The sequence below is a fragment of the Bizionia saleffrena genome, from assembly GCF_008086175.1.
Lineage (GTDB): Bacteria > Bacteroidota > Bacteroidia > Flavobacteriales > Flavobacteriaceae > Bizionia > Bizionia saleffrena.
Genome location: NZ_VSKM01000002.1, coordinates 202,677 through 216,442, shown reverse-complemented (window position 1 = coordinate 216,442; position 13,766 = coordinate 202,677). Strand labels below are relative to the sequence as shown.

Genomic DNA, 13,766 nt, shown 5'->3' with positions numbered 1-13,766 from the left:
AAAGCAATCAAATAAAATGAGTTAAAAAATAAACGTTATAAAATTATGCTACAGATCCTTGACAGCTACTTCCTGATCCCGCCGTGCAACCATAACAATGTTGTGAGGTTCTAATGGTTCTATCATTTAATAAGTCTTCGTTATACTCACTAATATGTTGCACTTTACTCGCCACTTTTAAATCTAGCATTTGGTTAAAGTCGCAATCGTACAGCCAGCCGTCCCAACTAATCGAAATAGTATTAGTACACATTACACTGCTAACCGCTGCTGGATTGTAGGCTTCCACAAGCGAATGCATATAGTCCTCGTAATTTTCTGAGGCGATTAAATAGTCTAAAAAACGAGCGATAGGCAAGTTGGTAATGGCAAATAAATTATGAAAATCAATATCGAAATCTTCTTTTAAGGCTTTTTTGAAATCCTTTTCTAGAGCGTCCTGATCACCTGGTAAATAGGCTCCCGAAGGATTGTAAACTAAATCTAATCGCAAGTTACTTCCCGGCCTACCGTAACCTCTTTCGTTAAGTTCTTGTAAGGCTTTAACAGATTTATCGAAAACACCGCTACCACGTTGTTTATCGGTTTTGCCGCGAGTGTAATGTGGCATTGAGGAAATAACGTGCACATTATGTTCTTTGAAGAAATCGGGTAAGTCGTAATATTTTTTATTGGCTCTAATTATAGTCAAGTTAGAGCGCACAATAAAATCTTTAATCCCCGCTTTCGACGCTTCGTGAACAAACCACTTAAAATCGGGGTTCATTTCTGGAGCGCCACCAGTTAAGTCTAAAGTGTGTGCTCCCGTATTTTCTATAACAGCAAGACATTGCAACATCGTCTCACGCGTCATAATTTCCTTACGATCGGGTCCGGCATCTACATGACAATGTTCGCAAACTTGGTTGCACATATACCCTAAGTTTATTTGGAGTATTTCAAGTTTTTTTGGCGTTAGTGGAAATTGATTCGTTTCGGAAATTTTATCTTTAAAAGTCGGTAATTCTCCACTCTTAAAAATACCATTCGATAAAATATCAAGTTGCCTGTTGGTATTGGCTAAATCACTTTCTCTTTTTTGTAAGGATTTTATTGTCATTAAAAGGGTTTTTTATCGTGTATAGTGTTTACGTAAATTTTTAAATAGTGGTTTTAAAAAAAGCAATAATTACATTTCTAATTTGTTTACTTTATTCATCATTTGTACCCCGTGTACTAAAGTAGCACCACTTTTTATGGCAGCACCAACGTGCAAGGCTTCCATCATCTCTTCTTTTGTAATACCGCGTTGTAAGCCGTCTTTTGTGTACGCGTCTATACAATAGGGGCATTGCTCGGTATGTGCTACGGCAAGTGCAATAAGCGATTTCTCTCTAGCTGAAAGGGCGCCTTCTTCAAAAACGGTACTGTAATAATCAAAAAATTTATCACCTAGTTCTTGATTCCATTCGCTAATTTTTCCAAATTTCTTTAAATCGGCTGGGTCGTAATATGTTTTTTGCATTGTGATCGGTGTGTTTTAATTGAAAGCGTTGTATCGAGTAATTATATGTCGAAAAGATAAATAATACTTAACAGAAAAAAGGTTTATAATGTTTCTTTTTCTGGTGGGACGGTTTAAGTGAAGCTTCAGTAGTCCCTAATAAATTAAAATGAAAAGGTAGTTTTTCCTTTTAGTGTTGTTTTAAAGGGGTAGTCTACTGAAAGAACTTCTGTAGTGACTATAAAAAAGTGCTGAGAAACACAGGTTTAAAATGAATACCCAATAGCAAAATTGAGCACAGGTTCATCCACTTTAAAATCGTAACGTTGGCCTTCTGGTAACGACGGATCGTGAAAGGGAGCAGCCAAATCAAATCGGATCACAAAACCTTGAACATCGATACGTAAACCAAAACCAGCACCCATTCCTAATTCGTTTATAAAATTCGAAGTGAATTTATCTTTACCACCAAAAGTAGGATTCGCTCTTGAGTTCCACACATTTCCCGCATCGGCAAAAACGGCGCCTTTAAAGAATGAAACAATAGGAAAGCGATATTCGACATTGGCTTCCAGGCGAATGTTTCCTGTTTGGTCAAAATATGTGCCGTCGCTTTGAGCGTCGTTACCTTCGTTATACGTTCCAGGGCCTAGCGATCTAATTCTAAAAGCACGCACACTATAAGGGCCACCAGAAAAATATTGTTTAACGAAAGGAACAACATCCGAGTTGCCATATGGGAGACCATAACCTGCAAATAGGCGAGTGGCCAACGTTTGCTCTCTTTTTTTTCCAAAGTTTAGGTGAAATCTTAAATCGATATCTGCTTTCGCGTATTGCGCATATTGCAATCCTAAAAAGACTTTAGGTTCTCCCACATCTTTTTCTTTTCCGAACAAGCTAATAGAATTTCCGGCAACGTCTAAGGTGGTGTTTACGAAAAACTGATTAGGGTCGTTAGCATCGACCATTCCGTTATAAGTAAACGAAAAGGTTAAGCCCGATATAAACTGTTGGTCGAAACTGCGTTTTAAAAAGGGGTTGTTATCTAAGATCTCTTCAAACTCTGATGTGGTATTCGATAAGCTCGTGTAGTTTATAGAAATGGGATTAAATTGATACGTTACATAGCGGTTAGAGTCCCATACATAACCAAATAAACCGCTACCCGAAAGTAGTGTGTATAACTTGCTTCGGTTTAAGTAATTGGCACTCAGACTCACTTTTGTTTTGGGTATAGAATATTTAAAAAAGGCATCGTTTATTTTAAAAGGGCTAATAACGCGCGGAAAAATCATTTCGGCTTTTAAACCTAACTCTAAACTACTTAACCCGGCGTTGTTACCGCTTGCAAGTTGTGTTTCGTAGCCAATATTAGAACTTACATTAAAGGTTTCTCCGCCGTTAAACACATTCCTATTACTATAGGTTAGGGCCAAATGTGGGCCAGCAAAACTGTTGGATTTGGTAACGGCTTGTAATTCGGCACGAAAAGCACGTTTGGTTAACGGTGACAAAAATATGTTGGCCTCTAAAGCACCCAATCGGTCTGTGGTTGCCGTGTCGATTTCTTTATATTGAATGTTTACATATTTGTACGCTCCAATGCTCGAAAGACGTCGTGCTGTATTTTTTGAGGTCTTCGGATTGTAATAAGATCCTTCTTTAAGAGTGATAAATTTATCTAAATATTTAGGTTTGAAGAACAGAGAATCTTGATGATAATCTTTAGCATTGAAACGTTCTGTGCTGGCGATAACAGAATCTTGCAAATCGTAATCGGGATAAATATTTACTTTTTTAATGACGTATGGTACGGTGGCTTTTTTAGGAACTTGGGCCTTCAGTTTTAGGAATAAATTAAAACGTTTGTTGTTGTATTGCGTGGTATCGGCTTCAAAAATAAAAAAATCGGGATTTAAGTTATAATACCCTCTTTCTTTTAATTCTGAGTCTATACGCTGCCGCTCTAATTTCATATTCCCTAAATCGAAACGCATTCCATCTACAAAGGGTGTTTTTTCTGAAGCGCGTTTTACATCTTCGTAAATAGGCGCGCGCATCGAATCTAATTGATAGCTAGCCATTGTGTATGGTTTTAATACTTTTAGGGTGTAGGTTACCGATGCTTCAATGGCTTCTTCTTGAAAATAGGACGCTGTCGTGCTGTAAAAAAAGCCGTGATTTTCTAGTCGGTTTCTTAATATATCTTCAACTTCAAACGTTTTTACATCCGATTGATATACCGGTTTTTCACCAATTTGTTTGTATATCCAGCGATTTATAAAGCCAGGTTTTTCTTTTTGTGTCTTGTAGTAATAAAACAAACCAGGACGCATACCTAAGAATTTTGAGTTTGGTTCTGGGCGTAGAACACCTTCTAGTTCCGATTTTAATACATCGACATCTTTAATCGTAGAATCGGCGTTGATCTCTATAGTTGCACCGGTATACAAACGTTCACCTTCAGGAATGTATTTTTTAACACTACACGAATATAAGAGGAGCGCAAATAAAGCTACGCAAGAAATATGTTTTAAGACTGTTTTCAAGATTTAGTTCTTTTTCTGTTCGATACTTTTATTAATTTTTTCTTCTTTCGCTTTTAACTTTTCCTTTATGGCGTCACGTTTAGCGTCGCGTTTTTCTTTTTGTTCTTGACGAGAACGGAATATGGCATCCCAAAGTTCGTTAAACTGATTGAATTCTTGAGTGAAAATTAAGCCAATTCCACTAACAATTGTTTGCCCGTCGATAACATTTTCAAATTCACTTTTTCTAAACCCTTTAAGGCGGTATCTACCATCTTCGGTTAATGTGTATTCTAAACTTACATTTCCAATAAGTGGCGCTTCTTCTCCTGCCGGGCTACTGCCTTGAAGATCGATATCGCTACCCACGCGAACGGTTAAGCGATCGTTAAATAATTTTTTCTGAGCGGCGATATCCAACTGTGTGCGATCGGTTGGTGCATCACCTTGGTAATCGGTATAGCTGTTTAATCCGAAATCGACTTCTATACCCGAACTCCCTAATAATTTATCTGAAAACGCATTTAACTGTCCAGATACGGCATCGTTGAGATTATCGCGGGCAATAGTTGCAAAACCTCCCGAGCTACCATCACTTCCAGAATCGGGATAAAAACGATTGAGAACCAATAGTGAAAATACTTGACGGTTTAATTCGCCTTCTTGCTGATTAACTTGCTGCACGCGACCATAAACTTGACCGCCAATAGCACCTTGTTGTTCTTCGGGCATATCTAATCCAAAGGATATTTTAGGCTGAAGTAATTCTCCATCAATATTTAGGTACACATTAAATGGTAGCACTTGTCGGTACTTGCTTTTTACTGAAGGATCTGCGCCCGAAATTTGAGGAGCCATTAAAGCTGATGCTGAGGTTTCTATGTTATAGATTGCTCTAACATCTAGTTTTGCATCAAAAGGATCTCCAGACCATGTTACGCGACTTCCCGGCGCGATTAGGAATTTTCTGTTTACTAGATTGTAGAGATTTAATTCGTAATGACCACTGGAAATTTCATAGCCACCGGTTAGCGTTATTCGGCCGTTAGGTGTCATTGTGAAAATAAAATCACCTTCTCCTGAAACTTTAAAATTATCTCCAGTTTCTTCATCGATTACAATAGTAACGGCGGCATCTTTACCTATTTTTAATACGGATGAAATATCGAAACCTCGAATGGTTGCTGTTTGTTCGTCAGTTTGAGAAAGAATAGCATCTGGGTTTTCACGGTTTACAAATACCACGACGCCGTCGCGTTCTTCAATATTTGATAATGTAGAAGGCATTACGTAGGTAATATCGGTATCGGATCCCAAAGTTAGTTCCGCGTTTAATTTTGGTATTTGTAAATCGCCAGTCAGTCTTGCATTGGCATTAAAGCTTGCTTTACCATAAAAAGCGGTATTGTCTTTTTTCGTCGCATTTAAAATTTGAAAATTATTGGCTTTAACCTCTAAGTTAAACGTAGGGTTTAAAGCATTCTCTGTGCCAATAGTTCCTGATAATATCAGCGCATTTTTATTGGCGTCTAAAATGGTGAAATTAGACAGCGATAATCCTTTGTTATCCACCTTTAATGTTTCGTTAACCAGTGTGAATTTGGTGTTTAATTTGGCGATGTTAAAGCCAGCATCATTAAAAGTTACTGCCCCTTTATATTGCGGGTTAGCGGTGGTGCCTGTAACTTTAAAACCTCCAGAAAAACTACCTTCTGTATCTTTTATTTCACCTAAGGTTAGCGTGTTTAACGCTTTCATTTTAAAAGTGTTTATATCCAAATCTAAATTTAAATTCGCTGATTTATTAGTCACTCCATAATCACCGGTAAGATCTAAGTCTATATCTCCACCTTTTAATCCCGCATTAAAATCGTAGTTGCTCCCACCAAGAGATTTGGCGTCTAGTTTTAAAACACCCAGGTCTGTTTTTAAGACTTCTAATTGATCAATGGTTAAAGCGGCAATAATTCCGGTATCTTTAAAAGGCTCCTCCAAAATAAAATCACCATTTAAATTTCCTTTAGCAATACTAGTTTCAGGGTTGAAATAGCTAAAAAATTCACTAATACTAAAGTTTTTAAAAGCAATCGCCATGTGACTTTTAGAAATGCGTTCTAATTTATCTGTTATTTCGATAGACTGGTTTCCTCTCGAAATTTTAAAATCGTTGTACTCAAACTTTTTATCGGTGATAATCACTTCATTACTATCAGGAATCGTCCACTTCTGTTTATTTAAAATTAAGCTGTCCGGACTTACCGTAAATCGTAATCCTTTTGGATAGGTTGTTATTTTTGTATTTACATTTAATAACGTTTCACCGTCGTGGTAGCCTAAAAAATTAAGCAAAAAGCCGTTGTCGGTTTGGTTACCATTAATAACTGTTTTTGGCATTAGTAATGGGCCTGCTTCAATACTTTTAAACCCTAAATTAAAGTTAAAGTCATTTTTATCTGTCATCATAGAAAAAGCCAAACTATCTAATTTGTTTCCGCTATAATTTATATGTGGTGCTGTAATATTCGCTATTAAAATCCGCGCTTTTTCATTGTAGTTAACAGATACATCAATAGTATCAAGGTCTTTAACGTTAACTAAAAACACATCGTTAAGTAAAGGTGATTCAGAAATGCGTCCTTCCAATTTTAAGTTTACAGGTCGCGCGATAGTATCTGGCGCACGTTCATCGTCATAAAAATAACTTAAAACGTGGCGTCGTAGAGAGTTGCTAAATGTTTGCGGATCGCTATTAGACTGCACTACCAAATTAAGCATCTTGTTAGTAACCCAAACCGAAGTTGTATCTTTATCTACGTGTGCCTTAGCCTTTAAGTCTCCTAATAAATACGTTCTATTATCGTAAATAACTACGCCATTATCAATGTGAGTAGACACGTCGTAATTACTACCATTACCTTTAAAGTCTGCGAAAATTTTCATTCCCGTTTTTACATTGCGATCCATTACGCCAAGCGCTTGTAAATCGGCACCAATAATGTCTAATTCTATAGACGCTTCCGGAGAAATAGAATCTAAAACTATAGCTGCATCTAAGGCGATGTCGAGGTTTTTGTCTTTATATTTCGAGTTTATTTTACCTTTTCCGTCTTTAATGTCTCCATTAATATTAAGGTTTTTTATGTCATAATTATTAAGTTGAAAACTAGAAACCGTAGCGTTTAATTTCGCGTTTAATGCATTTATATTGTTACCGCTTCCAGAAGCCGTTATAGTAAGATTTAAAGCACCAAATTGTGGGTCGTTAAGTAACTCGTTAACTTTGTAATCGTCAATAAGGATATCGGCATCGAAAGATACAGTATCGGTGTTTTTAAAATGGCCTTTAATCGTTGCAATTCCTTGATTGGATGTTAGTTTAGCTTGCGCTTCAATAGCATCGCGTGTACCTTTTACACTTCCATCGAGTAGCACGTCTTCGGGCAAACTAACACTTAATTCTTTCTCGTCTATAAATTGAATAATATCAGAACGCTTTGTTTGTGCTGAAAAATTGGGGATATCAATATAAAGCAATGCTGGTTTTGTGCTATTTTTTATGATTCCGTTTACAGAAAGCTTAGACGTTTTACCCCAATTTACGTTGGTATTAGACACCTTAATTGCAGCTAAAGTTCCAGAAGCTTTTAGGTTTCCTGTAATTAGTTTATTGCTGAGTGAATCCATATAGGGATTCTTTCTAAGTTCTGGCTGAAGTTTAAAGATGTCTTTTAATGAGACGCTAAAAGCTGGCAAATCAAGTTGAACTTTAGTGGTTTCTGGAGTTTTTATAAGCTGAGCAAGGGAGGTGTAGTTTAAATTCGCAAATCCCGAAATAGCATTATTATTAAGTTTAAAATTGAAATTTTCAAGATGCAGTTGTTTGTCGGTAACGTTTAAGTTGAAAGCCAATTGTTTTAAATGAAGCCCAGAAAATGCTTTGCTAGTAAACTGATTCATTTGTAAGCCCGCTTTTTTATCCTTCAAGAAAACATCTGAAGCTTTTAAAGTAAACTCGCTTAACGATATAGCATCTAGATTTAAGCTGTTTTTGATGGGTTTGGCATTACCAACGCGGTAATCGACAGCGTTGTTTTCTAAATCGATGGCGTCAATAGTGACTAATAATTGTGGCCAATTAAGCGATTTTATAGTTGCTTTCGCTTCCTCTTTGGTGTTTTTCACCGTTTCTGTAAGTCCGTTAACTTCAGTATCCGTATGAATACGGATTTTTGAATTTTTTAAACGAATAGTTTTAAAATTAATGTCGTTATCGATTAAATTTATTTGAGGGATTTCGGTGTAAAATTCATCAATATCAAGATCAGCAATGATGCGATCGGGTTGTGATTCGTAATAAGCCGTCACATTTTGAAGACTTAGAGTTTCAACTGAAAATTTAGGTAATGGTATCTTTGACGTTGTTGTGTCTGCTGCTACAGGTTTCTGAATAAATTTGATCTTTGCGTCTTTCAACGCAATATTTGAAGCTTCGAAAACCATCATCTCCATATTTGTAGTGTTCATCGTAGCATCGAACTTTCCAATTTTAAATCGGCTATCAATTCCAGCGACGGCGTCATCAAAAACAATATCGATATCTTTAAAGTTGAAGGTTCTTAAAATGAGGTCAAGGGGTTTCGAAGTAGTCGTGTCTGCGGCAACGTTTGTGGTATCTGCTGGGGCAAACGCATCAATTAAAAACTGAAAGTTATAACCAGAAATAGAATCTTTTCTTATAATGTTGGCGCGTAAACCTTTCCAGTTTAATTGTTCGACACCAATGGCTCCGCCTTTTATCATAGAGAATAATGGTACGTCTGCTTCAAGTGACTTTGAATAAACCAAAGTGTCGCCTTTTTTGTCTTCTAAAAACAAACCCTCTAGTTGAATATTACCATTAAAAGTGATAAAAAGCTTATCGATTACGACGTTTGTATTGGTTTTGTTAGAGACATAGTCTACCGCTTTAGCTACAATAATATTTTGTCCCCAGGGGCTTCTTATAAATAAAATAACCAATAACAATAAGAGAATAACACCCAAGAGTACGCTCAGCGTGCGGCGTACAATACGGTGTTTTCTTTTTTTAGGGGGCTGAGTTTCTATGTTTTCTGTTGTATCCAAAGGTCAAAAGTAAGTTAGTAAATCTACTACAATTAGCGTTATCTCTATAAAGATTAACGCAATTAGTGTTTTCTTTTATGATTTTTATTAAAATTAAAAGGAAAGACTTTTAGGAATGCTCTAAAAGCAATAGTAGCAAATTACAAATGAGATAAAATTAAAAAACCCCGAAAACATAAGTTTTCGGGGTTTTATGGTGGTGCCTCCAGTACCACTTTAAGCTTTATTCTATGTTATGCTATTTTATATGGTTATAGTAAAAGCTCTTTATTTACAATATATAACAGAGGTTTGATATAATTTTTATAATATTGCTATATCAATGGTTAAACATAATGTTGTCCCTTTTGTTGTCCCTTTTATAAATGAACGAATATTAAATAATTATGAGTAAAGCAATTCACTCCACTTCTGGAACCATTAAATATAGATTAAAAGATGGTAAGGCAAAAGGTGAGACTTCTATAATATTAGATTATAGTTTTGGAAGAAGTAATCGCATTAAATTTGCTACAGGTTATAAAGTCTCTCCTAAAAATTGGGATAAAACTAATCAAAGAATTAGAGCTGTATCGACTATTAAAAATCGAGAAAGAGTAAATAGCGATTTATTGGACTTTTCTTTTCAATTCACAAAGGCTGTGTCCAGTTTAGATGAAGCTCAAAAACAGAATAAATCTGTCTTAAAATCTTTATTAATAAAGATAATTCGAAAAGTTGATGATGTCGAGGACAAACCAATTACTACTTTTTTTGAGTTTGCAGATGATTATATTAGGAAGAGAGAGAATCAAGCAAAAAATATAAATGCAATTAAATTAAGTCCTATTACTGTTCGGTCTTATAAACAAACTGTTAGTAGATTGAAAGATTTTGAAAAAAAAGTAAAATACAATTTAGACTTTGGGAATATTGATCTAAAATTTTATTATTCTTTTATAGAATACTTAGAGTCTAATAATTATTCTGTTAATACAATCGGTAAACATATTAAGAATTTAACCACGCTATTAAATAGGGCAACCGAGGACGGAGTAAATAATAATTTAAAATATAAACATAGGGAGTTCAAAGCTCTGTCTGAAGATACTGTTTCAATTTATCTAACAGAATCAGAAATCGATGCTCTTTATAGGGTAGATTTATCCAGTACTAAAGATTGGGAGTTAGCCAGAGATATTTTTTTGATTGGTTATTACACAGGGCAACGGGTTTCGGATTATAATGGAATCACTAAGAATCAAATAAAAACCTTTAATGGGCAAAGAGTGTTTGAGTTTAAACAACAAAAAACGAATAAGGTTGTCTATGTTCCAATTCATTCTCGTGTGGAATCTATAATGAACGATAGGTACAACGGCTTACCTCCACGGATTTTAAATGACCCAGATATTAATGAGTACATAAAAGAAGCAGGGAGGAAGGCAGATATAAATGAGCTTGTAACAGTGAGAAAAACGGAAGGAGGAGAGAAAGTTGTAAAAGACGTGCCTAAACACACCCTCATTGTTTCTCATACAGCGAGAAGATCGTTTTGTACAAATGCTTATTTATCTAAAATGCCAACTATAGATATTATGGCTATTAGTGGGCATACTACAGAACGTGAGTTTTATAAATATATAAAAGTAACTCCCCAAGAACGCGCTGTGAAGATAGCTGATAGTGCTTTTTTTAAATAATATAATAATAAATATATCCTAGAAATACTGATGAAATACAAAGACGCATTTGCGGTAAACGACAAACATTACTGTGAAACCAAAATAAATAGTAATTGTGAAACACCTATATATCAACTACATAATTTTGACTACTATGAGCCTAAGTTGATTGATGATTTTTATTTGAAATATTTTACAAGACAACTATTGATAGAAATAGATATTTTAGAAGTTAAAAATTTTCTTGAATACCATTATGATTATTGTGATAATCCTGATAAGTACTTTTCAATTTTGGACTATAAAATCATACCTAAAATAAGCGAAATAATAGAGCACGCCCAAGTCAGTACAGAAGCAGGAGGTTACTATGATGAAATTAAATTAGAAGATGGATTTGTAGAAAGTGAGGGGGTTATTCATAATTCAAAATATGACTACTGGAAACTCAATCATTATATTGCTTTTTTTGATCTTCAAAACGATATAAGAAAACGCGCTGAAATTATTAAGTCATTTCTAACTTTGCATTTTGATAACCGAGTAGAAAAACCTTTGAAATGGATTGCTGGGTCTGCTAAGCTAGGGATAATAATAAGGGAGTTGATTGATATGGGGTATATGGAAGCGGATAAAAGACGTGGTGAAATTAATTGTTCAAGTTTGTCAAGAGATCTGTTTAAAGCATTTAAAATTGAGGATAGTGATTCTGCTAAAGCTCTCGAGATTTATTTGAGTAGTGGAAATAAAAGATATTTACAAACAAAAGAGTTATTTGATGAATCAGGGTTTTGTATTCCGCCTTCAAGTATAGTCTAGTGTTGTAGGTGTATATAAACTCACGTATACACCAGGAATTTTGTAAGAACGAATAGATTCATTCTTTTGTGTTATAAATATATAAAAACAAATAAAATGAATCTAAATCTAAATCCATTACATTTCTATCAGACAACTCCTGAGGAGCTTACAAGCAATATCTTAAAAGGTGTTGACCATAAACTTCAGGGGTTTGTAGATAGATTCCGACCTTCAAAAAATGAAGAAGAAGAGCTTCTTACAATAGAAGAAACCTTAGTTATTTTAAAATGCTCCAATCAAACTCTTTGGAATTGGAGAAAAGAGGGTATTCTGCCCAGTTATCGTTTAGGTAATAGAGTCTACTTAAAAAGGAGTGATATTTTTTCTAAACTAACAAAACAAGATTTCAATGGTTAATCGAGGATTTATAATGCTTCGCCGCGAGTTAGTAGACTGGGAATGGTACACGGATTTAAATACTTGTAAAGTATTTCTTCATTGCTTAGTTAAGGTCAATTACAGTTCTAAAAAGTGGCAGGGAGTCGTAATAGAAAAAGGAGAGTTTATTACTTCTTATGAAAAATTAGCTACGGAGACTGGGCTTACAATAAGTAAGGTGAGGACTGCCTTGTCAAAATTAGAGTTAACAAAAACTATTGCTGTGGAAACAACAACCATTTATACTAAGATAGCCATACTGTCTTTGAATGATTTTGTAGCGGAAGTAGATAGTGCAAGTAATGACAAACCAAATAGCACACGGTTTGACAAACGGTTGACTAACGATTCGCATACGATTGACAATCAATTAGCAACAACTAATACTAATAATAATATAATAACAAATAGAAAAAAGATATTTAGAGAGAAGGTTTTCGCTCTCACCAAATTTAATATTAAAATTTTAGAGTCTTTTTTTAATTACTGGAGCGAGTTAAATACAGAAAAAACAAAAATGCGATTTGAAACAGAGCAATTTTTTGAAATCGAAAAACGCTTAAATAAGTGGAAGGCAAATGAGAGAATAACCATTAATAGATACAAATTAGACGCCGAATTACAAACTAATAGAAAATCAGCCTAACATGAGACTAAACGAAACAAAATCTGTGAAACAACTAGTTGGTTCTGTGTGTGCGCCTAAAATTAATATTGAAGAAAACATCCAAAGACAACCCATTGCACCAACTAAAGGTCAATTATGGAAAGTCTTTAAAGACGTTTTTTTCGATATGTATGGAAAACCTTTTATTGAAAATGAATACACTATAAGCAATATTAAAGTGTTGTTTTTTTATTTTCTAAATGATCCCAAATTTTCTAATTGCCATAATCTTGTAAAAGGTTTAAATACACCATCTTTTAATAAAGGATTGTTAATAATTGGTGGGGTTGGAATTGGTAAAACAGACTATTTAAAGGTGTTTGAGAAGGTTTTTATGCACTACAATCCATTAAGATTTAAAATGTATAGCTCAAAATCACTAGTAACAGGTTTTGAGAACTGTTCAGTGCCCATGGAAAAAGATTATTTTTTTAGAGATAAAGATAGAAAGCGACTTTGTATTGATGATATGGGAGCAGAGCAGAATGCAAGTAATTTTGGGATTTTTGATATTGTTGGAAATATTTTGTCTAATAGGTATAATAAAAAGTTAATAACGTATGCAACAACAAATTTTGCTTCTTCGTCCAATGATGTTGATGAAACCCTTAGAGCTTTAGGAGAGCGATATGGTCATCGCGTTTATGATAGATTGTTTGAGATGTTTAACGTGATAACCTTTAATGGATCAAGTTTAAGAACATAGTAAAAGGTTGGAATAGAACCTTGGTAACCGCATAAATAATAAAATATGTATGCTTTGTATTTTGCTAACCATAACAAACTCAGAAGTCTATTAATGTTATCTAATAGGTCTTATGTGTATTGTCGAATCTGATAAGACGACAATAATGATGAGTAATATAAATCTCAAACTACTTGTGGTTGGCAACAGGACGTAAGTGTAATTTTAAATAAGATCTTTTATTTGGTATAAAGGATTGTAATTTGATTGCTAAGCCAGTCAAATCTAAATCTTATTAATGGAAGCTAAAGGTTTAAAATATTTCATATAGCGATTTTCTAGACGTTAAGACCTTGGATGATGTAGATGGTTT

At 34.6% G+C, this 13,766-nt stretch carries 9 protein-coding genes; 5 read left to right on the top strand and 4 right to left on the bottom strand.

The window, feature by feature from the left end; translation table 11 throughout:
* Positions 1–43: 43 nt before the first annotated feature.
* The 4 genes from arsS to ES676_RS02600 all read right to left on the bottom strand — a co-directional run bounded on the left by arsS (position 44) and on the right by ES676_RS02600 (position 9,138).
* Positions 44–1,099 carry an arsenosugar biosynthesis radical SAM (seleno)protein ArsS gene (gene arsS, locus ES676_RS02615; RefSeq protein WP_148368476.1) on the bottom strand — a complete coding sequence of 352 codons (1,056 nt, stop codon included), beginning with the start codon at positions 1,097–1,099 and terminating at the stop codon, positions 44–46.
* A 69-nt stretch (positions 1,100–1,168) separates the two neighbouring features.
* On the bottom strand, positions 1,169–1,504 hold the full coding sequence (locus tag ES676_RS02610; RefSeq protein ID WP_148368475.1) for an arsenosugar biosynthesis-associated peroxidase-like protein: 336 nt from the start codon (positions 1,502–1,504) through the stop codon (positions 1,169–1,171).
* 245 nt (positions 1,505–1,749) lie between these two features.
* Positions 1,750–4,035: a translocation and assembly module lipoprotein TamL gene (tamL, locus tag ES676_RS02605; protein WP_148368474.1), complete on the bottom strand. Its 2,286-nt coding sequence runs from the start codon at positions 4,033–4,035 to the stop codon at positions 1,750–1,752.
* A 3-nt stretch (positions 4,036–4,038) separates the two neighbouring features.
* On the bottom strand, positions 4,039–9,138 hold the full coding sequence (locus ES676_RS02600) for a translocation/assembly module TamB domain-containing protein (RefSeq protein WP_246130279.1): 5,100 nt from the start codon (positions 9,136–9,138) through the stop codon (positions 4,039–4,041).
* Between the two features lie 386 nt (positions 9,139–9,524).
* Here ES676_RS02600 and ES676_RS02595 point away from each other — a divergent pair, with 386 nt between their 5' ends.
* From ES676_RS02595 to ES676_RS02575, 5 genes are all read left to right on the top strand, one after another.
* Positions 9,525–10,820 (top strand): site-specific integrase, encoded by a 1,296-nt coding sequence (locus tag ES676_RS02595; RefSeq protein WP_148368473.1) that lies wholly within the window; start codon positions 9,525–9,527, stop codon positions 10,818–10,820.
* Between the two features lie 30 nt (positions 10,821–10,850).
* Entirely contained in the window at positions 10,851–11,621 is a 771-nt protein-coding gene (locus tag ES676_RS02590; protein WP_148368472.1) for a hypothetical protein, read from the top strand.
* 96 nt (positions 11,622–11,717) lie between these two features.
* Complete coding sequence (locus tag ES676_RS02585; protein WP_148368471.1) at positions 11,718–12,020, top strand: helix-turn-helix domain-containing protein; 303 nt, start codon at positions 11,718–11,720, stop codon at positions 12,018–12,020.
* The gene (locus ES676_RS02580; protein WP_148368470.1) at positions 12,013–12,687 is read left to right on the top strand and encodes a hypothetical protein; all 675 of its coding nucleotides are present in this window, start codon (positions 12,013–12,015) and stop codon (positions 12,685–12,687) included. The genes ES676_RS02585 and ES676_RS02580 overlap by 8 nt, the downstream gene beginning before the upstream one ends.
* 1 nt (position 12,688) lies before the next feature.
* Positions 12,689–13,414, top strand: a complete 726-nt coding sequence (locus ES676_RS02575; protein ID WP_170234409.1) for a P-loop NTPase family protein — start codon at positions 12,689–12,691, stop codon at positions 13,412–13,414.
* The last annotated feature ends 352 nt before the right edge of the window (positions 13,415–13,766 follow it).